This is a genomic window from Mycobacterium sp. NGS51, from assembly GCF_059812525.1.
On sequence record NZ_JCALCV010000007.1, the window covers coordinates 115903 to 135835 of the forward strand.

Annotated in this window: 24 protein-coding genes; 11 read left to right on the top strand and 13 right to left on the bottom strand. The window is 65.3% G+C overall.

All coding sequences use genetic code 11. The features are described from left to right. Positions 1–39: 39 nt before the first annotated feature. On the bottom strand, positions 40–1209 hold the full coding sequence (locus tag AC5Y5W_RS10935; protein WP_499900117.1) for a CaiB/BaiF CoA transferase family protein: 1170 nt from the start codon (positions 1207–1209) through the stop codon (positions 40–42). A gap of 96 nt (positions 1210–1305) precedes the next feature. Here AC5Y5W_RS10935 and AC5Y5W_RS10940 point away from each other — a divergent pair, with 96 nt between their 5' ends. Beyond that, the gene (locus tag AC5Y5W_RS10940) at positions 1306–2457 is read left to right on the top strand and encodes a phosphotransferase (protein WP_499900116.1); all 1152 of its coding nucleotides are present in this window, start codon (positions 1306–1308) and stop codon (positions 2455–2457) included. Beyond that, positions 2454–2972, top strand: a complete 519-nt coding sequence (locus AC5Y5W_RS10945) for a TetR/AcrR family transcriptional regulator (protein ID WP_499900115.1) — start codon at positions 2454–2456, stop codon at positions 2970–2972. Before AC5Y5W_RS10940 ends, AC5Y5W_RS10945 begins: the two co-directional genes overlap by 4 nt. A gap of 11 nt (positions 2973–2983) precedes the next feature. Here the strand turns inward: AC5Y5W_RS10945 and AC5Y5W_RS10950 are convergent, their stop codons facing one another. Together AC5Y5W_RS10950 and AC5Y5W_RS10955 are read right to left on the bottom strand one after the other, a co-directional pair. Beyond that, a complete protein-coding gene (locus AC5Y5W_RS10950; protein ID WP_500009419.1) occupies positions 2984–3376 on the bottom strand; it encodes a type II toxin-antitoxin system VapC family toxin in 393 nt (130 codons plus the stop codon). Next, positions 3363–3593, bottom strand: a complete 231-nt coding sequence (locus tag AC5Y5W_RS10955; protein WP_499900114.1) for a FitA-like ribbon-helix-helix domain-containing protein — start codon at positions 3591–3593, stop codon at positions 3363–3365. Before AC5Y5W_RS10955 ends, AC5Y5W_RS10950 begins: the two co-directional genes overlap by 14 nt. Positions 3594–3648: 55 nt before the next feature. On the opposite strand from AC5Y5W_RS10955, the gene AC5Y5W_RS10960 reads away from it, so the two are divergent. Continuing rightward, positions 3649–4329 (top strand): DUF427 domain-containing protein, encoded by a 681-nt coding sequence (locus tag AC5Y5W_RS10960; protein ID WP_499900113.1) that lies wholly within the window; start codon positions 3649–3651, stop codon positions 4327–4329. 113 nt (positions 4330–4442) lie between these two features. Here AC5Y5W_RS10960 and AC5Y5W_RS10965 read toward each other — a convergent pair whose 3' ends face one another. Then, positions 4443–5324: an acyl-CoA thioesterase gene (locus AC5Y5W_RS10965; RefSeq protein ID WP_499900112.1), complete on the bottom strand. Its 882-nt coding sequence runs from the start codon at positions 5322–5324 to the stop codon at positions 4443–4445. Positions 5325–5401: 77 nt separating this feature from the next. On the opposite strand from AC5Y5W_RS10965, the gene AC5Y5W_RS10970 reads away from it, so the two are divergent. The 3 genes from AC5Y5W_RS10970 to AC5Y5W_RS10980 are packed head-to-tail and all read left to right on the top strand — an operon-like array spanning position 5402 to position 7501. Continuing rightward, on the top strand, positions 5402–5866 hold the full coding sequence (locus tag AC5Y5W_RS10970; protein ID WP_499900111.1) for an SRPBCC family protein: 465 nt from the start codon (positions 5402–5404) through the stop codon (positions 5864–5866). Then, the gene (locus tag AC5Y5W_RS10975; RefSeq protein WP_499900110.1) at positions 5863–6681 is read left to right on the top strand and encodes an SMP-30/gluconolactonase/LRE family protein; all 819 of its coding nucleotides are present in this window, start codon (positions 5863–5865) and stop codon (positions 6679–6681) included. The genes AC5Y5W_RS10970 and AC5Y5W_RS10975 overlap by 4 nt, the downstream gene beginning before the upstream one ends. Positions 6682–6691: 10 nt before the next feature. After that, positions 6692–7501, top strand: coding sequence for a thioesterase family protein (locus AC5Y5W_RS10980; protein ID WP_499900109.1), 810 nt, complete (start codon positions 6692–6694; stop codon positions 7499–7501). On the opposite strand, the gene AC5Y5W_RS10985 is transcribed toward AC5Y5W_RS10980, so the two are convergent. Beyond that, positions 7502–8734 carry a cytochrome P450 gene (locus AC5Y5W_RS10985; protein ID WP_500009420.1) on the bottom strand — a complete coding sequence of 411 codons (1233 nt, stop codon included), beginning with the start codon at positions 8732–8734 and terminating at the stop codon, positions 7502–7504. 135 nt (positions 8735–8869) lie between these two features. Between AC5Y5W_RS10985 and AC5Y5W_RS10990 the strand changes: the two genes are divergently transcribed. Next, on the top strand, positions 8870–9400 hold the full coding sequence (locus AC5Y5W_RS10990; RefSeq protein WP_500009567.1) for a TetR/AcrR family transcriptional regulator: 531 nt from the start codon (positions 8870–8872) through the stop codon (positions 9398–9400). On the opposite strand, the gene AC5Y5W_RS10995 is transcribed toward AC5Y5W_RS10990, so the two are convergent. Both AC5Y5W_RS10995 and AC5Y5W_RS11000 read right to left on the bottom strand, forming a co-directional pair. Next, on the bottom strand, positions 9375–10721 hold the full coding sequence (locus tag AC5Y5W_RS10995; RefSeq protein ID WP_500009421.1) for an FAD-binding oxidoreductase: 1347 nt from the start codon (positions 10719–10721) through the stop codon (positions 9375–9377). The two genes, AC5Y5W_RS10990 and AC5Y5W_RS10995, sit on opposite strands and share 26 nt — an antisense overlap. A gap of 4 nt (positions 10722–10725) precedes the next feature. After that, a complete protein-coding gene (locus AC5Y5W_RS11000; RefSeq protein WP_500009422.1) occupies positions 10726–12522 on the bottom strand; it encodes an acyl-CoA dehydrogenase in 1797 nt (598 codons plus the stop codon). 52 nt (positions 12523–12574) lie between these two features. Between AC5Y5W_RS11000 and AC5Y5W_RS11005 the strand changes: the two genes are divergently transcribed. After that, positions 12575–13459 (top strand): alpha/beta hydrolase, encoded by an 885-nt coding sequence (locus AC5Y5W_RS11005; RefSeq protein WP_500009423.1) that lies wholly within the window; start codon positions 12575–12577, stop codon positions 13457–13459. 22 nt (positions 13460–13481) lie between these two features. On the opposite strand, the gene AC5Y5W_RS11010 is transcribed toward AC5Y5W_RS11005, so the two are convergent. Further along, positions 13482–14255 carry an SDR family oxidoreductase gene (locus AC5Y5W_RS11010; protein ID WP_500009425.1) on the bottom strand — a complete coding sequence of 258 codons (774 nt, stop codon included), beginning with the start codon at positions 14253–14255 and terminating at the stop codon, positions 13482–13484. Between the two features lie 98 nt (positions 14256–14353). Between AC5Y5W_RS11010 and AC5Y5W_RS11015 the strand changes: the two genes are divergently transcribed. Both AC5Y5W_RS11015 and AC5Y5W_RS11020 read left to right on the top strand, forming a co-directional pair. Then, positions 14354–14824: a GbsR/MarR family transcriptional regulator gene (locus tag AC5Y5W_RS11015; RefSeq protein ID WP_500009426.1), complete on the top strand. Its 471-nt coding sequence runs from the start codon at positions 14354–14356 to the stop codon at positions 14822–14824. After that, on the top strand, positions 14788–15654 hold the full coding sequence (locus AC5Y5W_RS11020) for a class I SAM-dependent methyltransferase (protein WP_500009427.1): 867 nt from the start codon (positions 14788–14790) through the stop codon (positions 15652–15654). The genes AC5Y5W_RS11015 and AC5Y5W_RS11020 overlap by 37 nt, the downstream gene beginning before the upstream one ends. Here AC5Y5W_RS11020 and AC5Y5W_RS11025 read toward each other — a convergent pair. Next, on the bottom strand, positions 15617–16273 hold the full coding sequence (locus tag AC5Y5W_RS11025; RefSeq protein ID WP_499900590.1) for a TetR/AcrR family transcriptional regulator: 657 nt from the start codon (positions 16271–16273) through the stop codon (positions 15617–15619). The two genes, AC5Y5W_RS11020 and AC5Y5W_RS11025, sit on opposite strands and share 38 nt — an antisense overlap. A 141-nt stretch (positions 16274–16414) precedes the next feature. On the opposite strand from AC5Y5W_RS11025, the gene AC5Y5W_RS11030 reads away from it, so the two are divergent. Beyond that, positions 16415–16540 (top strand): hypothetical protein, encoded by a 126-nt coding sequence (locus AC5Y5W_RS11030; RefSeq protein WP_156657862.1) that lies wholly within the window; start codon positions 16415–16417, stop codon positions 16538–16540. On the opposite strand, the gene AC5Y5W_RS11035 is transcribed toward AC5Y5W_RS11030, so the two are convergent. The 4 genes from AC5Y5W_RS11035 to AC5Y5W_RS11050 form a co-directional block, all read right to left on the bottom strand. Continuing rightward, positions 16537–17961 carry an NAD(P)(+) transhydrogenase (Re/Si-specific) subunit beta gene (locus tag AC5Y5W_RS11035; protein ID WP_500009428.1) on the bottom strand — a complete coding sequence of 475 codons (1425 nt, stop codon included), beginning with the start codon at positions 17959–17961 and terminating at the stop codon, positions 16537–16539. The genes AC5Y5W_RS11030 and AC5Y5W_RS11035 overlap by 4 nt on opposite strands. Next, the gene (locus AC5Y5W_RS11040; protein ID WP_500009429.1) at positions 17958–18284 is read right to left on the bottom strand and encodes an NAD(P) transhydrogenase subunit alpha part 2; all 327 of its coding nucleotides are present in this window, start codon (positions 18282–18284) and stop codon (positions 17958–17960) included. The genes AC5Y5W_RS11035 and AC5Y5W_RS11040 overlap by 4 nt, the downstream gene beginning before the upstream one ends. Beyond that, positions 18285–19382 carry a Re/Si-specific NAD(P)(+) transhydrogenase subunit alpha gene (locus tag AC5Y5W_RS11045; RefSeq protein WP_500009430.1) on the bottom strand — a complete coding sequence of 366 codons (1098 nt, stop codon included), beginning with the start codon at positions 19380–19382 and terminating at the stop codon, positions 18285–18287. A gap of 88 nt (positions 19383–19470) precedes the next feature. Then, a complete protein-coding gene (locus tag AC5Y5W_RS11050) occupies positions 19471–19932 on the bottom strand; it encodes a nuclear transport factor 2 family protein (protein WP_500009431.1) in 462 nt (153 codons plus the stop codon). Position 19933 lies beyond the last annotated feature (1 nt).

Below are 19933 nucleotides of genomic sequence, written 5' to 3' on the forward strand. Positions count from 1 at the left end.
GTCATCAGCGTGACATTTTTAAGCGAATCTGTAAAGCCTCTAGGTGTCTCGACTTGATTGCAACTCGGCGAGGACTTCATCGGTGTGCTCGCCGAGGTTCGGTGCGGTATGGCGCGGCGCCCACGGCGTGCCGTGAAAGTCGACCGGTGTCGCAACCATGGAAACGCCTGCGGCCCCGTCCGGTACGTTCACCAGGCCGCCCGCCGCGTGAAACTGGTCGTCAGCCACGACGTCTTCGATCGTGTTGATCGGCGACCAGAAGAAGTCCGGCTCGCGAGCAAAGATTTCCGCCCATTCGGCCAGCGATTTGGCGGAGAAGACCTCGTCCAACTCGGTAATCAACGCGGCAGCGTTCGCCGCACGGGACCGCGGCCGTGCGAAGCGCGGATCGGACAGCCACTCCGGGCGACCCACCACCCGGCACAACGGCGGCCAATGCCGCTCCCCCTCGAGGCCGACAATCCAGAAGCGCCGCCCGTCACCGGCCACGTAATTGTTCATGCACGGGTTGCCCATCGACTCGCGTTGGCCGATCGCGATCGACTGGCCGGTCAGCAGGAACGTGTTGAGGTCGAAACTGACCGTGTATGCGCCCTGCCGGTACAGCGAGGTGGTCACCAGCTGACCGGTGCCGGTGCGCGCGCGGGCGATCAGTGCGGCGCAGACCCCGGCGGCCAGCGTCATGCCCACGGTGTGATCACCCATGCCGCCCCGTTGAAACGGCGGCGTGTCTCCGGGGCGCGTCAGCAGATGAGCGAGGCCGGCACGGGCCCAGTAGGCCGCGACGTCGTAGGCGGCGCGGTCGGCGTCGGGTCCGGTCAGCCCGTACCCCGTGATCAAGCCGTAAACCAAACGGGGATTGTCGACGGCCACCGTTTCGTAGTCCAGCCCTAACCGGTGCAGCGCGCCGGGGCGCACGTTAGTGAGGAAAACGTCTGCGTCACTGAGCAATTCGAGTGCGGCAGCACGGCCGTGCTCGCCGGTGAGATCGAGGACGACGCTGCGCTTGGAGCGGTTGTCCATTTCGAACGGCGGGTTGGTGTCCAGCCCACCACCCAGGATCCGGGCGAATGTGCGCCCCGGATCACCGGCGGGCGGCTCGACCTTGACGACGTCGGCACCCCAGTCGGCCAGGATGCCGCCCGCCGCCGGGCCCGCCACCCAGACGCCGAGTTCGACGACCTTCGTGCCTTCCAGTGGTCCAGCCACGCGGATCCTCCGATGATTTCGACGAAACTCTTTACACTTCTGCGCTGGTTCGTAAACTACGCGGATACCCTCGCGGACCTAGGAGGCTAGCGGCCGGTGGCAGGCAATTCCGGGATTTCATCGGCGGCGGCCCGGACGATCCGCCGCGCGGTGCCCGCCGCGGGTTTGGCCGCCCACCTGGGCCGGGGGGTGCAGCGGGTGGCCACCGATGCACTCGTCGGCGGACTCCGCTCGTTTCCGCGGCGGCTCGCAGATCTCAACCCGACGGTGCTGTCCCGGCTCATCGGGAGACCCGTGTCGTCGGTGTCGCTCATCGCCGGCGACTCGGGCACATCGTCACGGGCGCGGCTGGCGCTGCGCGGCGACGGCGTTCCGGGATCGGTGTTCGTCAAGATGACGGCGCAGACGGTGGCCACGCGGCTGATGGGTGAGCTGGGCCGGCTCGCGCACACCGAGGTCCGGTTCTACCGCGAGCTGTCCTCGGGGCTGGTCGGGGTTCCCCACTCGTATGGGTCGGCGTTCGACTTGCTGACCGGCCGCTACGTGTTGGTGCTGGAGGACCTGGCGGTCGACGAGTGCGAGTTTCCCGACACCCTGCATCCGCTGGACAAAGACCAAGCCGGTCTGGTCGTGGAGGTGCTGGCCCGGCTGCACGCAACGTTTTGGGGGCGCCTGCCTCGCTGGGTTTATAGCGCATCGGGTGATCACACTTCGCTGCTGACAGGCACTCTGCTCAAAACATCCGCCCGCCGGCTGGCCGAACGCACGTCGATACCTGTGGAAGCCGGTCGCTTCATCGACGAGAATTACCGTGCCGTCGCGCAATTGATCGATACGCCGCCGCACACGGTGGTGCACGGTGACGCACACCCGGGCAACGTCTACTTCCGAAACGGAGCGGCGGGACTGCTTGACTGGCAGGCTGTGCGCCGTGGACATCCCACCCGCGAGCTCGCCTACACCCTGATTACCGGCATGACCACCGCCGACCGCCAGGCCAGCGAGCGCGAATTGCTCGACGAATATCGTCGAACGCTGGCGGCGAGTGGCGGCCCGCTCCTCGATCGCGAAGAGTTGTGGGAGCGCTACCGAACCGCTGCCCTGTATGCCTATGTGGCGCCGTTGATCACCGCGGGCATGGGCGGCATGCAAGCCGAAAGCATCGCGCTGGAAGGCGTGCGGCGAGGCGTCGCGGCCCTGACGGATCTGGACACGGTGGCGTTGCTCGAGAAATCGCTGTCGTCGTGAGCACCCGGGACCGGATACTGGTGGCCACTGCCGAGGTACTCAGCCGCAACGGCCTGACCAAGCTGAGCTTGTCCGATGTCGCGCTGCAGGCCGGGGTTTCCCGGCCGACGCTCTACCGATGGTTCGCGTCGAAAGAAGAACTGCTCGACGCTTTCGGCGACTACGAGCGCCAGATGTTCGACAGTGGTATCAGCCGCGCAACCGCCGGCTTGCACGGATCGGACAAGCTCGAGGCCGCGTTGCGCTTCATCGTCGAATACCAGCAGTCTTACTCGGGGGTCCGGGTTGTCGACGTCGAACCCGAAGTCACGATTTCCCAACTGGCCGACGTGATTCCGGTGATGCGGGCGCGGCTACAGCGGCTACTGCCGGGGCCGAACGGAGGGGTCAAGGCGGCCACTGCCATCCGGGTCGCCGTCGCGCACTACATCGTGCGCAGTGATGACGCCGATCAATTCCTGGCGCAGCTTCGCCACGCGGTCGGGCTGAGATCGCCGCTGAACGGCGACAGCTGATCGGCAGTGCGTCAGCTCAATACTTCGATTCTGCATTTCGCCCCGGGCGCTCGCGCTAGGCGGGCATCTGCGGTTACCAGCACTGCGCCCAGCGCTTCCGCCAGCGACACGTATGCGCCGTCGTAAGGCGTAATGGCGTGTCTCAGCTGCCAAATCCGTTCTAGCAGCGGCCGATGAGGCGAGCGCCAAAGCGCCAGATCGGCCAAATCGGCTGTCGCCTCGGATGCTCGGCGCGCAGGCATCACTCGAGCGGTAACCTGACGGCGCAACACTGACAAGACCTCAAGGTCCACGAGTTCAGGTGCAGCCAAGGTTTCACCCGCCAAGCGATGCCGCGCGCGTTGCCCGTCCGGACCGTCATCGCCGAGGGCCACGGCCAATACGCTCGCATCAACGACGATCACGTTCGTCCCGAAGGTGGTTTACTGCGGTGCGAAATGACACAGAGCCACCTTTTCGGGTCGCAAGCCGGTCCAGCACCTCATCGAGAGTCGGCTGACCTGCTTCAGCGATAAGTCGGCTGCGGAGGTATTCCTGCAACGACTGGTGCGCGCGAGCAGCGCGCTCACGCAGGACCCGGTGCGTCTCTTCCGGCACGTCTTTGATCTGCACACTCGGCATGGCGCCATTATGGCGCTACTGGCGCCATACTGCAAGTATCGACTATGGTGTGGACATGAGCCTGGTTGCCGGCAGAGGGCCGCTGAGCGATGAGCCCGCCGGCCGGTTCTCGGCACCATTGCCCGACGGTCTGGTGTACGTCGAGTCGCATCCGCGCCGCGTGCAAGCGTTTCTCGGCGGACACACCGTTATCGACACCGAACTTGCATTGTTGGTACACCGCCGGAATCGACCGCTGTCCTACGCCTTTCCCGCCGACGAGGTCGGCGACTTGCCCAGCGCGCCCGAGCCCGAGGCCCCCGGCTATGTCACGGTGCCCTGGGACGCGGTCGACACCTGGCTGGACGAGGGCCGCACGCTGGTGCACTATCCGCCGAACCCGTATCACCGGGTCGACTGCCGCCCGACGCGACGGCGGTTACGCGTCGACGTTCGGGGAACGACGCTGGTGGACACCGACGACACCGTGATCGTGTTCGAGACCGCGCTGCCGCCGCGGCTCTACGTGGACCCGTCGTTGGTTCGCACGGATCTGCTGCGGCGCACCGACACCTCGACCTATTGCAACTACAAGGGGTATGCGACCTACTGGGGGGTAGTCATCGGTGACGCCGTGGTGGAGGACGTCGCCTGGAGTTACCCGGACCCGCCGCCGGAAAGCTTGCCGATCAAGGGTTTTCTGAGCTTCGACGCGGCGCGGGCCGACGTCATCGCAGAACTGCCGTCGGCCAGATAGGCCGCCACCCAGACTGCGGCCACAGTCACTCGTGGCGAAAACTCGCGCTGTGAAGGCAGTCTCGGCGCGTTACTCGCAGGCTCGGTCGGGTGCGGCTGAAGCCGCGTACACCGCTATATCCGCGACTGGACGGCGATCGCGGTGTCACTGCCCCGCATCGGCCGGATCAATGCTTCCTGGGTGAACGACGCGAGCAGGTCGCCTTCCTCGGTGTGCACCGTGCCGCGGATATATGACATGCCCGCGCCGACCTGTGTGCTTTCGTGCGAGTACAGCAGCCAGCCGTCCCAGCGCACCGGTTCGTGGAAGCTGACCGTCACCGTCATCGGTGCGGTCGACACCGTCAGATGCGACTGGCTGGTGCCGATACCCGCGTGGGCGCGCATCGTGGTCGAGATGCCCAGATGACCGGTGAAGTAGGCGATCAATGCCTTGGCCAGCTCGTCGCGCGTCGGGATCGGGTCATAGTGCAGCCAGGCATACAACTCCGGCGGGCCCACCTCGTCGGGACTGTTGACATCGACGACGTCGACCAGCCGCAATTGTCGTCCGACCATCGGCATTTCCGAGACGTTGGCGTCGGCGGGCGCAGTGACCTCGGGACGGGAAAGGTGATGGCTGATGACATCTGCCGAGGAGACGTCGGCCAGCACGGTCACCGTCATACAGCGCCGACCATTCTGCACGGCAGCCACGACCGCCGTGGCCGTCGACCGGCCCTCGTGGACCACGTCGATCTCCAACTCGACCGGCGGCCCCACCGTCACGGCGCGGGCGAACACCGCATGCGCAGAACGCACCGATTTCTCCGGGAACCGTTTGGCCGCAGCGACAATCACCTGCGCGAGCACCTGCGTGCCCTCCACCACCTGACGCTCGTCGGCGCCGGCGAGGCCGGTGTCGCCGGTGAACCGGTCGGTACCGTCGGTTCGCACATCGAACAGCTCAAGCAGCCCGGACACTGACCATTGGGTCTGATCGGCTTCGGTCGTCATGGCTTACAGCGTGACACTTTCGAACATATATGTAAAGCTAGCGGCCAGGCCGGCCACCTGCGTAGAAAGGCATCAGATTGGGCATCGTCACCACGAGCTCCCAAACGGCATTCACCCACTGCGCCGAGACCGTCTACGACTTCGTCACCGATCCGGCCAACTGGACGAAAACCTACCCCGGCAGCGCGCACATCGGCGATCTGCCGCAAGTCCCGCTCCAGGTCGGCGATACCTGGGTGGAAGCGGGTCCCGCCGGCGACAAACTGTTTACCTGGCATCTGGCCATCGCCATGCGGCCCAAGCTGTTTGTGTTCAACTCGGTCGGCCGGCTGGGCCACGATCACGACGGCAACGGCGGTTTGGCGGGCCGCATGACGATCGAATATCACTTCACCAACCCTGGCCACGGCGTCACGCTGTTCACCCGCACGATGACGATCGAAGCCGACAAAGAAGCCCCGCTCCCGGATGCCTTCTTCCGCATCGTCAACCCTGCCTACATCGACGCGTACCACGCCGCCGTCGCACGAGAACTCCAATGACGCTCACACCGCTGGCCAAGGAGTTCTGCTTCGGCGAGGGACCGCGCTGGTTCGAAGGCCTGCTGTGGTTCTCCGACATGCTGGGCGAGGCGGTGCACACCGTCACGTTGGGCGGATCGATGACGACGTTGCCGCTACCCGGTCACACTCCGTCCGGGCTCGGTTTTCGTCCCGACGGATCCTTGCTGATTGCTTCCACTGAAGACCGGTTGGTGTTGTGCTATGACGGTGAAACAATCACCACCGCAGCGGATCTCGCCGATGCCGTACCGGCCAGCCTCGGGGACATGGTCGTCGACGAGGCCGGACGCGCATACATCGGCTCGCAGGCCTTCCACGGCGGGGTCATCGTGCGGCTGGACCCCGACGGTTCGGTGACTGTGGTGGCCGGCGATCTGGACTTTCCCAACGGCATGGTGATCACACCGGACCGGCAGACCTTGATTGTCGCCGAGTCGATCGGCCGCCGACTCACCGGATTCCGCATCGACGGCGACGGCGGGCTCACCGACCGGCACGTATTCGCCGACAACCTCGACGGCCCACCCGACGGCATCACGCTGGACGCCGCGGGCGGGGTCTGGACGTCGATGACGCTGGCGCACCAGTTCGAGCGAATTACCCACGGCGGCACCGTCACTGACCGCATCGACATCGGTGAGCGCGCCGCGATCGCCTGCACGCTCGGTGGGCCCGAGCGCCGCACGCTGTTTCTACTGTCGAGCACCGACGCCTACCCCAAGAGGTTGATCGGCACCCGGCTCTCCCGCCTCGACACGGTCACCGTCGACATCCCCGGCGCCGGCCTGCCCTGAAAGGTGAACGATGACCGACTCGTATTACGAACTGATCGACGCCACCGACCCGCTGGGAGAGAAGTTCGTCGCGACCGACTTGGTGCGCAGTACGTGGTCGGCGGCAATCCAGCACGCCGCACCGGTGTCGGCGCTGTTGGTGCGTGGCCTCGAGCGGTGCGATCAGCGCGACGACACCCGGCTGAGCAGGGTGGTCGTCGACCTGCTCGGGCCCGTTCCCGCCGAGGGCGACTTCTGGGTGCGCTCGCAACTGGAGCGCTCCGGCAAACAGATCGAATTGGTCAGCACTGAAATGCTGGCGCCGGGCCCCGACGGCCGGCCTCGGCCGGTCGCCCGCGCCAGCGGCTGGCGGTTAGCGCAGCAGGACACCCACGATGTGACGCGAGCCGCCGAACCGCCGCTTCGTCCGCTCGGTGAAGCGCGCAGCCGCAACCTCGAAAAGGATTGGGACCGCAACTATGTGCACAGCCTCGACTGGCGGTGGCTGACCCCACCGCTCAACGACGGTCCCGGCGAATCGTGGATCAGCCCGACGGTCGATCTCGTCAAGGGCGAGACGATGACTCAGCTGGAGCGGCTCTTCGCGGTGGCCGACGACGCCAACGGCATTGGCGCCAAACTCGACATCAGGAAGTGGACGTTTCTCAACACCGATCTCGTCGTCCACATACACCGGGTTCCCGACGGGGAATGGATCGGCATCCGCGCAGAAACCAACTACGGGCCCGACGGCATCGGCACGACGATCGGCACGCTGTTCGACGAGCACGGCGCGGTTGGCGGCATCCAGCAGTCGGTGCTGGTGCGCCGCCGCGGTTAGCTACCGGACGAACGCCGGAACCCGCTTGATGCCGTGCACGAAATTGCTGTAGAGGAAATCCGGTTCGCCAAACTCGATCCGTTCCAGGCGGGTCAGCAATTCGTGGAACAAGTGGCGCAACTCGGTCTTGGCCAGCCGGTTGCCCAGGCAGAAATGTGGACCGCCGCCACCGAAGCCCAGGTGCGGGTTGGGTGAGCGCTGCAGATCGAAGGTGTGCGGTTCGCTGAAGACGTTCTCGTCGCGGTTGGCCGAGCAGTAGAACAGCCCCAGCTTGTCGCCGGCGTTGATCGGCTGGCCCGCGATCTCGGTGTCGGTGGTGGCGAACCGGGCGAACTGCATCACCGGCGTGGCCCAGCGCACGAATTCCTCAGCGGCCACGCCGATTCGGCTGTCGAAGTCCGTTACCAGCCAGTCCCGCTGGGCGGGGTGGGCCGCCAGGGCCATCATCGCGTGCGTGGTGGTCTGTTTGGTGGTGTCATTGCCGGCGGACGCCAGCAGCACCAAGAAGGCGCCCACTTCCTCGTCGGTCAACCGGTGGCCGTCGACTTCGGCGTTGACGATGCTGGTCATCAGGTCGTCCGCGGGATGGCGCCGGCGGAATTTGGCCAACTCGATGCCGCAGTTGCTCAAGAAGATCATCTCGTTGACGGTGTCGGCGGCTCGCTCCTCCAGCGTGCTGTATTCGTCATCGCTCATGCTGAACAGCTTCTCGGCGGCCTTCGCGACGGTTTCGCGATCCGACGGTGCGACGCCGAGCATGTCGGCGATCGTCATCATCGGCAGTCGCGCCGAACACGCCGTGACGAAGTCGATGTCGCCCGCGCCGACGAGGTCGTCGACGACTCTCACCGCGTTCTTGTGGATCTGGTCGTCGATCAACCTGATGTTTCGCGGCGTGAATGCCGAGCTGATCAACTGCCGATACACGGTGTGCTGCGGTGGGTCCATGGTCAGGAAAAAGGTTGCGATGCGCTGGACTTCGGCGGGCATCGGGTCCAGTGCCACACCTTGGGCGGAGCTGAATAGTTCAGGATGCTGGCTGGCGTAGACGATGTCCTCGCGCCGGGTCAGCGCCCAAAACCCTGGTTCCTCCATCGGAAACAGCGACGGTAGCGGCGGGTGCCAGCTCAGCCCGTCAGCGGCGCGCAGCCGGGCGAACGTTTCGTCTCGGACGGTGAACGGCTGACTCCAAAATTCGTGTGAGGTGATGTCGACAGCGCTGTACTCGGTCATCGAGCCCTCACGATCTGTCCCGCGTTACGCCGAGATCCTGGGTGCTCACGGCTAGAATCACAGGGGCCGTTGAGGGTGGCACCAGGACAGCGTGACACTTCAACAATATTTTGTAAAGGTTCGGATGTGGACACAATGTCCGGTGGCGACACCTCGACCCAACAGCGGATCCTTGCGGCCACTGCCGAGGTGCTCGGTCGCAATGGCAAGCGCAAGCTCAGCCTTTCGGACGTCGCCACCCAAGCCGGCGTTTCCCGCCCGACGCTCTACCGCTGGTTTCCGTCGAAAGACGAATTGCTGACGGCGTTCTCGCGTTATGAGCGGCAAACATTCGACAGCGGCTTGAGCCGGGCGACGGCCGGTCTCAAAGGCGTCGAGAAGCTCGATGCCGCACTACGATTCATTGTCGACTACCAGCACTCCTACACCGGAGTGCGCATGGTCGATATCGAACCCGAGCACGTGATCGCTGAATTCTCGCGTGTCATACCGGTCATGCGGGCTGGGCTGCAGCGGCTGATGCCCGGGCCAGGCGGCGCGGTGAAGGCCGCGACGGCCATTCGGGTGGCAATATCGCATTACATCGTGCGAAGCGACGACGCCGACCAATTCCTTGCCCAGTTGCGGCACGCGGTGGGCATCAATCGAACAACACCGCTGCGTTGAGGTAGCCCGTCGGGTCGAAAGCCGCCTTGATGGTCCGCATCGCGGCGATGTCGCCGGGCTCCCGCGACATCCCGATGTAGCGGCGTTTGCGACTTCCAACACCGTGCTCGGAGCTGACGTTGCCGCCGCAATCGGCGATCAATTGCATCATCGCCGGGTAGATCACCGCTTCCGCGTCTGTTGTACAGCGCAGCACGTTGAGGTGCAGGTTGCCCTCGCCGATATGTCCGAACAGTATCGGGATGGCGTCGGCCGCGCGATGACGAATCAGTGTGTCGGCGTCGGCGGCGAAGCCGCTGATTGCCGAAAGTGGCAACGAGACATCGAATTTCAACGGTGGTCCATACACGCCGAGCACCTCGGCCAGCGATTCGCGCACCCGCCACAGCCGCTGCTGCGCGGCCATGTCGACGCCGACTGCAGGCTCGCCGCACATCGTCACGTCCGCCAAAACGTCGGCAAGCCGCTCGGTCTGGTCGTGGTCGGCCGCCAGTTCCACCAACAGCAACCAGTCGCCGGCTACCGGCGCCGTGATGCCCAGCCGTTCGCCGGCCAGGGCGCTGGCCCGGCCATCGACGAGTTCCAACGCCGCGATGCTGTCGAGGTCGCGAAACCGGTGTCCGGCATCGACGAGCGCGGCCAGTTCGGAGAATCCGCACACTGCGGTCACCCGATGCAACGGGATGGGGCGTAGCCGCAGCTCCAGCCCGGTGATGACACCCAATGTGCCTTCGGCGCCGACGAACAGGTGCACCAGGTCATAGCCGGTGTTGTCGGCGCGCACGCTGCTGTGTCGGCGCACGACCGTTCCGTCGGGCAGCGCAACATCCAATCCGACCACCTGCTCGGCCATATTTCCGTAGCGCACGGTGCGCAGCCCACCGGCGTTGGTGGCGGCCATGCCGCCGACGGTGGCGCTGTCACGCGCGGCCAGGTCGACGCCGAAGAGCAGCCCGGCTGCGCCGGCGGCCCGCTGCACCGACGACAGCGTGGCCCCGGCCCCGGTCCGGATGCGACGCTCGGCGGTGTCGACATCGCCGGCGTGGCACAGTCGCTCGGTGGATAGCAGCACATCGTCGTGCTCGGGCACGGCGCCGGCCACCAGCGAGGTGCGCCCGCCTTGGATGGTGACGTGCGCCCCGGCGTCGCGGCAGAGCCGCAACACTTCGGCTGCCTCGTCGGCCGTGCCCGGCCGTACCAGCGCACTGGCCCGGCCCCGGTACCGGCCGGTGTGGTCGATGCTGCGACTCGCCAGCACGTCGGGATCGGAGCTGACGTGCGGGGCGCCGACCGCGCCCGCCAGCGCCTGCAGAACACTCATTTGATCAGAACCAGTCCGGGCGCATTTCCAGCGTGGTGCGGTCCAGGCTCTCCAACAGGTCGAGTTGTGGTGCGGTCTTGGGTAATTCGTACCGGAAGAAGTAACGCCCGGCCTGGCGCTTGCCGTCGTAGAAGTCGCCGGTCTTGTCGTGGGCGGCCAACAGTTGCTCGAGCCACATCCAGGCGATCGCGATGTGCCCGAACGCCTCGAGGTAGATCGCGCTGTTGGCCAAGGCGGCGTCGATGTCGCCGGAACCGAACATCGCCATCGTCACCGCTGCCAAGCGGCGGCTCACGGCATCCAGCTGCGCGGCGAACTCGGCAGGTTCGCCGCCGGCCGCATCGGCGGCACGGACGCTTTGGCGGATTGCGTCGTTGAGCGCGCTGAGGCTGGCACCGTTGCGCTGGGTGACCTTGCGGCCCAATAGGTCCAGGCTCTGTATTCCGTGCGTTCCCTCGTGGATCGGGTTGAGGCGATTGTCGCGGTAGTGCTGTTCGACGTCGTACTCGCGGGTGTAGCCGTAGCCGCCGTGGACCTGAATCGCGAGGTTGTTGGCTTCCAGACACCACTGCGATGGCCAGCTTTTGGCGACCGGCGTCAAGATGTCCAGCAGCGATGTGGCCTCGTCGAGTTCGTCCGCCGATTCCGCGCTGTGCTGGACGTCGACCAGCTTGGCGCAGTAGAGCGCCAGCGCCATGGCGCCTTCCACGTAGGATTTCTGGGCCAGCAGCATGCGTTTGACGTCCGCATGATCGATGATCGGAATTTGCGGCGCCGCCGGGTCTTTCGCTGTTGGCGGCCGCCCTTGGGGTCGCTCACGGGCGTACTGTAGCGACTTCAGATAGCCGGTGTAGCCCAGCGCGATCGCGCCCATGCCGACACCGAGCCGGGCTTCGTTCATCATGTGGAACATCTGGTTGATGCCGCGATGCGGTTCGCCGACCAGGTAGCCGACAGCGCCTGGCTCGCCGCCCGGCCGGAAGGCGCCCTCTCCGAAGTTCAGGACGGTGTTGGTGATCCCGCGGAAACCCATCTTGTGGTTGAGCCCGGCCAGCACGACGTCGTTGCGCTCGCCGACTTCGCCGTCGTCGCCGACGAGGTACTTGGGAACGATGAACAATGAGATGCCCTTGGTGCCGGCTGGGCCGCCGGGAATCTTCGCCAGCACCAGATGCACGATGTTGTCGGTCAGTTCGTGATCACCGCCGGAGATCCACATCTTCGATCCGAACAGCCGGTAGTCGCCGTCGTCGCGGGGTTCGGCGCGGGTGGTGATGTCGGCCAGTGACGAGCCCGCCTGCGTCTCGGACAGGCACATGGTCCCGAAGAACCGGCCGGCCAGCATCGGCTTGACGAAGCGCGCCACCTGGTCGGCCGTGCCGAACTTCGCGATCAGGTTCGCGTTGGCCATCGTGAGCATCACATAACCGGCCGTGCTGACGTTCGCCGCCGAGAGCCACGCGAAGCCCGCTTGCGCCACGGTCGCGGGCAGTTGAGCTCCACCCAGTTCCTCGTCCATCGCCATAGCGATGAGATCGGCGGCGGCGAATGCCTCCAGCGCTTCTTTCACTTCGGGAATCACCGTGACCGTCGAGCCGTCGAAACTGGGCTCGTGGGCGTCGCTCTTCTTGTTGTGCGGCGCGAAGTAGCGCTCCGCCAACTGCTCGCACAACTCGAGCACGTCGGCGAACGTCTCGCGAGAGTGCTCGGCGAAGCGTTCGCGCTTGGTCAACTCGTCGATTCGCAACCACTCGAAGAGCAAGAAGTCCAGGTCTCGCCGTGAGAGCAATGTCGATTTCACCGCATCCTCCGCCGTCTTTCGTATCACGCCACGGTACGGAATGATCCGTCATATGGCCCAACGCGAGGATATTTGGTTCAACTCCAATCATGACCGCCTCAGCGCCTGGCTCTACCGGCCAGACAGCGCCGGTGACGCCCCACTGCTGGTCATGGCGCACGGGCTGGGCGCAGTGCGCACGATGCGACTCGACGCCTATGCCGAACGCTTCAGCGCGGCCGGTTACGCCTGTCTGGTCTTCGACTATCGCAACTTCGGCGACAGCGAGGGCCAACCGCGCCAGCTCCTCGACATCGGAATGCAACTACAAGACTGGGTCGCCGCTGTAGCGTATGCCCGTACCCTGACCGGCGTTGACCATAATCGAATCGCCTTGTGGGGCACGTCGTTTGGCGGTGGGCATGTGATCGCGACGGCGGCCAGACTGCCGGGCATCGCCGCCGTCGTCGCGCAATGCCCGTTTACCGACGGTATCGCGTCGCTGCGGGTGCTGAATCCGCTGGTCGCCGCGCGCGTCACCGCGCTGGGAGTTCGTGACCTCGTTGCCGCCCGGCTGGGCAAGCCGCCGATAATGGTTGCCACGGCAGGCAATCCGGGTGAGGTCGCGTTGATGAGCACGCCCGACGCATACCCCGGCTACATGCGCCTAATCCCCGAGGGGACACAACCGCCAAACCAGGTCGCAGCCCGGGTCGGACTGAAGATCATGACCTATCGGCCGGGCCGGCTGGCTGCAAGGGTTGCCTGCCCAATCCTGTTCTGCGTCTGCGAGACCGACTCGGTGGCACCCGCCGGCCCCACTTTGCGCTACGCCTCCGAAGCGCCCCGCGGTGAGGTCAAAACCTATCCCGAGGGGCATTTCGCGATTTACGTCGACGCCGCATTCGAGCGCGTCGTCGCCGACCAGCTCGCGTTCCTCGACCAGCACCTGAAATGACCGCCGGTCGACCAGCCGCGGCCTAGCGGATGACGGTCGCACCGCCGTCGACGGGAATCACCGCACCGGTGATGTAGGAGCTGGCCCGGCTGGCGAGAAACACCGCGATGCCGGCCATGTCGTCGGGCTGGCCGATCCGCCCCAACGGCAACAGCGAGCCCACCGCGTCCGGCCCGGCCCGCAACAACTCCTTGGTCATCCGGGATTGGAAGAGCCCGGGCGCGATTGCGTTGACCAAAATTCGCGGCGCCAGTTCACCGGCCAGGTGCTTGGTGAGCATATGCACGGCGGCCTTGCTGGCGCTGTAGGAGAAGTTGTCTCTGCCACGTTCGGGGGCGACGATCCCGTCGATGCTGCCGGTGTTGATCACTCGCGCCGGATCGTCATCGGTCGCGCCAGCGGTCAGCATCGGCACCAGCGCGCGGGTCAACAGAAACAGTCCCTTGACGTTGACGTTGAAGACCTTGTCGAAGCCGGATTCCGGGAACTCGCCAAACGGCGCTCCCCACGCTGCGCCGGCATTGTTGAACAGGGCGTGGATGGCGTCCTCCCGATCGGCCAGCCCCGCGGTGAGCGTCTGCACCCCCTCGGCAGTGCCCAGATCGGCGGGGATGGCATGGACCGGCCCATCAGCCGACAACTCGGCCACGGCCGCCTCCAGCTCGGCTTCTTTCCGGCTGGACAGATACACCGTTGCGCCAGCCCGCAGGAGGCCACGCGCCATCATCACACCAATACCGCGACCGCCGCCGGTGACCACGACGACCTTTCCGTCGAGTCGAAACATCTCAGTCATGGCCATCAGTCTGGACGCCGGCCCAATCGCCACGCCCGGCGGGAGTGTGTACAGTACGTTTAGTTCGTACTGAACGTTATCTATGGAATGGAGCTTGGGTGTCTCCCGATGAAGCGGAGTTCGTCGACCGGATGGGCTTGTTTTTCGAGACGCTCGGCGCCGGCAGGACGATGGGGCGGATCTACGGCTGGTTGATGATCTGCGATCCGCCGCAGCAGTCGTTGAGTGAGCTGGCGGCGGCGCTGTCGGTCAGTAAGGCGTCGGTGAGCACCGTGGCGCGACAGCTACGGGAGGCCGGCATGGTCGAGCGACTGCCGTCGGCGGCCCGCCAGCATCGCTACCGCATCACGCCGGGCGGCTTTACCCACGTGGTCAACGTCCAGATGACACTGATGGGTGCAGGCATCCATGCCGCCGACTTCGGCCTGCAGCTGCTCGGCGATGACCGAGCGGCACAGCGTGAGCGGCTCCAAGACTTTCGGGACTTCTGTGAATTTTCCGCTAGCGACTACCGCGACGAGCTGACGCGTCGATGGGAGGACTACCGGGCAAAGAGGAGGAAACGATGACGAACAAGCTCGACTTCTCCGGGGTGCGCTGGGGCTCTGTGGAATGGACCAATCTGTGCACCTTGTACCTGCGGGCCTATGAAAGCCGTTTGGAGCAACCAGTTCTCGCCGACCGGGCGGCGGCCGAAGCAGTCGACCGGATCGAATACGACTTCGCCCGAATGCACCGAACTGCCCAGCCATGGGCCAACCAGTTTTTGGTTGCCTTGCGTGCCAAGCAACTCGACATATGGGCCGATGATTACCTGCGGCGCAACCCGGAAGCCGTTGTCTTGCACCTGGGATGCGGGCTGGACAGTCGCGCGTTTCGCCTCGACGTGCCACGCGGGGTGAGCTGGTTCGACGTCGACGTGCCCGAAGTCATCGACCTGAGGCGCAGGTTGTACGACGCCTACCCCGGCTACACGATGATCGGCTCGTCAGTCACCGAAGCCGGTTGGTTGGACCAGATCCCAACGGATCGTCCCGCGTTGATCGTCGCCGAGGGCCTGCTGATGTACCTCACCGAAGCGGAATTACGCGATCTGCTGAAGCGGCTGACGGATCGCTTTGGCACCGGCGAGCTGCTGGCGGACCTGCTCTCACCATGGGGCCCGCGGTTCTCCAATTCGCCAATGCTCGCCAAGTTTTCCACCTCGGGCATCACCAAATGGGGCACCCGCGACGGCCATGAGCTACCAGAGTGGAACCCACGGCTAAGGCTCGTTGACCGAGTCGTGTTCCTCGACCCCACCAAGATTCCGCTAACGCCGCAGCGTCTGGTCTACCAACTGCTGACCGCAATTCCCGCTGTCAGGAACTACGACCGGCTGTACCGATTTCGGTTCTGACGCCCAGCGGTGACTCGGCGCGGATGGTCTCGTCGCGGATCAGACCACGCAGCAGCGCAGTGCTGAATTCGGCGGCGATTTCCTTGGCCGTGCGACGTCCACTGGGCCGCAGCCACCGGTAGGCACCCAGCGTCATCCCGATGTAGCCCAACGCCAGCACGTGGGAGTCGCACTCGTAAAACTCGCCGCTGCTGACACCGCGGTCGATCAGGTCGTGCACATGTTCGTAGACCTGGGTTTCCTTTTCCCGGACCGCGGCGACCTGTTCTTCGGTGAACCACTCGGTGATATAGGGCTGCTCCTGGAAATACACCGCCGCCCCTTCCGGATTGGCGGCGATCTGGTTGAGCAACCGCACCGTGTACTGATACAGCGCCTCGCGCGCGGTCATCGACGGATCGTCGTGCACCGCGGCCAGCGTCCGCTCGGCAGCCTGCTGATAGATGTCGTAGAGAATCAGCGACTTACTCGCGTAATAGTGGTAGACGGTCGCCTTGTTCAGGCCGACCACATCGGCGACGTCGTCCATCCTGGTGCCGTGGTAACCGCGCGCGGCGAACAGCTTGGTGGCGACCGTCAGCAGCTCCTCGCGGCGGGATTGCCCGTTCTCGGATGGCATGTCTACTCACTATCAGCAGGTCCGGAGCATCTCCGGGTGTCAATCAACTAGTTGGACAGTTTAAGTGTTGTCTGTCGCGACGTTGACCGATGGGACTAGACTGCTCAACGAGGCAAGAGGCGACTGAAAAGAGATGGTCAGATGGACCCGAATCCGGACTACGACTTTTCCGACGAGGTCGAGTTCTTCTTCCGTTATGTGCCCTGGGGTTTGCGCGGCGTCGTCGACGGTAACGGCTACCCGCCGCCGGCATATCCCCCGGTCTAGAGGGCTTTGAGCTCCTCCGTCACTGCCGATACCGACTTCTTCGCATCACCGAACAGCAGCGTGGTGCCCTCCGCGTAGAAAAGCGGGTTGTCGATGCCCGCGAATCCTGAATTCATCGACCGCTTGAGCACGATCACCGACTTGGACTTGTCCACGTTGAGGATCGGCATGCCATAGATCGGACTCGACGCCTCGTTGCGGGCCGCCGGGTTGGTGACGTCGTTGGCGCCGATGACCAGCGTGACGTCGGTGCGGGCGAACTCGTCGTTGATGTCGTCCATGTCTTTCATCGCGTCGTAGTCCACCTCGGCCTCGGCCAGCAACACGTTCATGTGGCCTGGCATCCGGCCGGCGACGGGGTGGATCGCGTATTTCACCTCCACCCCGCGATTTTCCAGCAACGCGGCCATGTCCTTGACGGCGTGCTGGGCCTGCGCGACTGCCAACCCATAGCCTGGGACGACGATCACCTGGTTGGCGTAGGCCATCTGGATCGCGGCGTCGGCCGCCGAGGTGGACCTGACGTGCTTGTCGCCGCCGTCGCCACCGCCCGGGGCCACTCCGCCACCACCGAACCCGCCCGCGACGATCGCCGGGATGGAGCGGTTCATCGCCTTGGCCATCAGGTTGGTCAGGATCGAACCGGAGGCACCGACGATCATGCCGGCGACGATCATCGCGGTGTTGTTCAACGCCAGCCCAGCCGCCGCCGCGGACAGACCGGTCATCGCGTTCAGCATCGAGATCACCACGGGCATGTCCGCGCCGCCGATCGGCAGCACCACCATCAGACCCAGCACGCCGGCGGCGGCCAACAGCCCGATCATCCACCACAGCGACACCCCGCCGCTGCCCGGATGGGCGTGCAGCCCGATCACCACCGCCGCGGCGACGGCCGCGGCCAACAACAGCAAGTTCAGCGGCTGCTGCGCCCTGCCCACACCGATCGGTCGACCGGAGATGATCTCCTGCAGCTTGCCGAACGCAATGATCGATCCCCAGAACGAGATCGAGCCGATGATCGCGGCGAACAGCGACGCCACCACGATGTGCACGGTCGGCGACTCGCCGTGCTGGAACTCGGAAAACCCGGTGGTGTCAATGAACTCCGACAACGCGATCAGCGCCACCGTGCCACCGCCGACGCCGTTGAAGAACGCCACCAGTTGCGGCATCGCGGTCATCTTCGTCAGCCGGGCCGGCGGAACGCCGAGCACGACGCCGAGCACCAGACCCGCAATGATCAGCGGCCAGTGCTCGGTATGCCGGATGAGGATCAGCGTCGCGGCTACCGCGATGGCCATGCCGACCGCGGCGATCCAGTTGCCGCGCACCGCCGTCTTGGGACCGGTCAGGCCCATCAGGCCGTAGATGAAAAGAGAAAATGCGACGAGGTACAGGACGGTGACGAGGTAGTTCATTTCGCGACCGACTCATCGCTCTTGACCGGCGCCGGTTTTTTGCCCTTGAACATGCCCAGCATCCGGTCGGTGACGATGAAGCCGCCGATGACGTTCAGGGTTCCGAACACCAGCGCGACGAACAGGATGATCTGCTGGGCCAGTGTCGGGTGCTCGATACGCCCGAGCACCAGCAGCGCGCCGAGCACCACGATGCCGTGGATGGCGTTGGTGCCCGACATCAGCGGGGTGTGCAGCGTGTTGGGCACCTTGGAGATCACGGCGAAACCGACGAAGCCGGACAGCACCAGGATCGCCAGGTTGGCCAGGAGTTCGTCGTACATCTAGGCGTCCTTTCCGCTGCTGCGGGTCACACACGCGGCGGCCACCACTTCATCGTCGAAGTCGGGGGCCAGCTTGCCGTCGGTGATCAGCAGCTCCAGCAGCGCGGTGATGTTCTTGCTGTAGAGCTCGCTGGCGTGCTCGGGCATGGTCGCGGGCAAGTTCAGCGGAGCCGCGATCGTGACGTCCTCTTTGACGACGGTTTGGCCGGGCTCCGTCAGCTCGCAGTTACCACCGGTCTCGCCAGCCAGGTCGATGACCACGCTGCCGGGCTTCATCCCTTCCACCGCAGCGGCGGTGACCAGCCGTGGCGCGGGTTTGCCCGGCACCAGCGCGGTGGTGATCACTACGTCGAACCCGCTGATCGCCTCCTCCAACGCCTTCTGCTGCTGGGCGCGCTCCTCGTCGGTGAGCTCACGCGCGTACCCGCCCTCGCCGGACGCGTCAATACCGACATCGAGCCACTGGGCCCCCACCGAGCGGACCTGGTCGGCCACTTCGGGCCGCACGTCGTAGCCTGACGTGCGGGCACCCAACCGTTTGGCCGTCGCCAGTGCCTGCAGCCCGGCCACGCCGACCCCGAGCACCAGCACGGTGGCCGGCTTCACCGTGCCTGCCGCGGTGGTCAGCATCGGAAAAAACCGGGTCGACTCGGAGGCCGCCAGCAGCACCGCCTTGTAGCCGGCCACATTGGCTTGCGACGACAACGCGTCCATCACCTGAGCCCGGGAGATCCGGGGGATCGATTCCAATGCGAACGCTTGGACGCCGGCCTCGGTCAGCGCGCCGACCTGGTTGTCGGAGTTACGCGGGGCGAGGAAGCCGATCAGGGTCTGTCCGCTCTTGAGCCGGCTCACCTCGTCGGCGCTGGGCGGTGCGACCTTCACGACGATGTCGGCGGTCCAGGCATCGCCGATGGTGGCGCCGGCTTCGGTGTACAGCTCGTCCGGAAGCAGCGCCCGCTCACCGGCGCCCGACTCGACGACGACGGCCACGCCGCTTTTCACCAGCGGTGCGACTGCCTTGGGCACCAGCGCTACCCGCCGCTCGTCGGCTCCGGACTCGGCGACCACCCCGACCGTGGTCTGCGTTTCTGCCATCGGCTTCCTTGTGCTTTCCCTACCCCAGTGGATCGGCCCTCACCCTAACTGGCGGTCGCTGACCCGGCGCGAGCAGACGGTAGCCGCATCACCAGAGCGGGATGTCTTGGCCGTGCTCCGCGTCTGGGCGGGGACCGAAGTAGCGGCGATCGGCGGCGTCGATCGCGACGTCATTGATGCTGGCTTCCCGCCGGGCCATCAGACCGGTGTCGCTGAACTCCCACAGCTCGTTGCCGTAGCTGCGATACCACTGGCCGGCATTGTCGTGGCTCTCGTATTGGAAACGCACCGCGATGCGGTTGCCCTGGAAACCCCACAGGCTCTTGCGCAGCACGTAGTCGAGTTCGCGCTGCCACTTGCGGGCCAAAAACGCAATGATCTCGTCGCGGCCGACGACGTGTTCGTCGCGATTACGCCACTGCGAGTCGACCGTGTAGGCGCTTGCGACCTTCTCCGGGTCGCGGGTGTTCCAGGCGTCTTCGGCGGATTGAACCTTCTGGATCGCGGTCTCGAGGGTGAACGGCGGAAACGGTGGACGTGTCTCGGTCATG

Excerpts from the sequence above, each read along its gene's own strand:
- AC5Y5W_RS11040 (WP_500009429.1), bottom strand. The coding sequence starts at position 18,284 with ATGTACGACGAACTCCTGGCCAACCTGGCGATCCTGGTGCTGTCCGGC.
- AC5Y5W_RS11025 (WP_499900590.1), bottom strand. The coding sequence starts at position 16,273 with ATGCCATCCGAGAACGGGCAATCCCGCCGCGAGGAGCTGCTGACGGTC.
- AC5Y5W_RS11010 (WP_500009425.1), bottom strand. The coding sequence starts at position 14,255 with ATGACTGAGATGTTTCGACTCGACGGAAAGGTCGTCGTGGTCACCGGC.
- AC5Y5W_RS11005 (WP_500009423.1), top strand. The coding sequence starts at position 12,575 with ATGGCCCAACGCGAGGATATTTGGTTCAACTCCAATCATGACCGCCTC.
- AC5Y5W_RS10995 (WP_500009421.1), bottom strand. The coding sequence starts at position 10,721 with ATGAGTGTTCTGCAGGCGCTGGCGGGCGCGGTCGGCGCCCCGCACGTC.
- AC5Y5W_RS11050 (WP_500009431.1), bottom strand. The coding sequence starts at position 19,932 with ATGACCGAGACACGTCCACCGTTTCCGCCGTTCACCCTCGAGACCGCG.
- AC5Y5W_RS11020 (WP_500009427.1), top strand. The coding sequence starts at position 14,788 with ATGGGAGGACTACCGGGCAAAGAGGAGGAAACGATGACGAACAAGCTC.
- AC5Y5W_RS10990 (WP_500009567.1), top strand. The coding sequence starts at position 8,870 with ATGTCCGGTGGCGACACCTCGACCCAACAGCGGATCCTTGCGGCCACT.
- AC5Y5W_RS10975 (WP_499900110.1), top strand. The coding sequence starts at position 5,863 with ATGACGCTCACACCGCTGGCCAAGGAGTTCTGCTTCGGCGAGGGACCG.
- AC5Y5W_RS10980 (WP_499900109.1), top strand. The coding sequence starts at position 6,692 with ATGACCGACTCGTATTACGAACTGATCGACGCCACCGACCCGCTGGGA.
- AC5Y5W_RS11045 (WP_500009430.1), bottom strand. The coding sequence starts at position 19,382 with ATGGCAGAAACGCAGACCACGGTCGGGGTGGTCGCCGAGTCCGGAGCC.
- AC5Y5W_RS10985 (WP_500009420.1), bottom strand. The coding sequence starts at position 8,734 with ATGACCGAGTACAGCGCTGTCGACATCACCTCACACGAATTTTGGAGT.
- AC5Y5W_RS10965 (WP_499900112.1), bottom strand. The coding sequence starts at position 5,324 with ATGACGACCGAAGCCGATCAGACCCAATGGTCAGTGTCCGGGCTGCTT.
- AC5Y5W_RS11035 (WP_500009428.1), bottom strand. The coding sequence starts at position 17,961 with ATGAACTACCTCGTCACCGTCCTGTACCTCGTCGCATTTTCTCTTTTC.
- AC5Y5W_RS11030 (WP_156657862.1), top strand. The coding sequence starts at position 16,415 with ATGGACCCGAATCCGGACTACGACTTTTCCGACGAGGTCGAGTTCTTC.
- AC5Y5W_RS10960 (WP_499900113.1), top strand. The coding sequence starts at position 3,649 with ATGAGCCTGGTTGCCGGCAGAGGGCCGCTGAGCGATGAGCCCGCCGGC.
- AC5Y5W_RS10955 (WP_499900114.1), bottom strand. The coding sequence starts at position 3,593 with ATGCCGAGTGTGCAGATCAAAGACGTGCCGGAAGAGACGCACCGGGTC.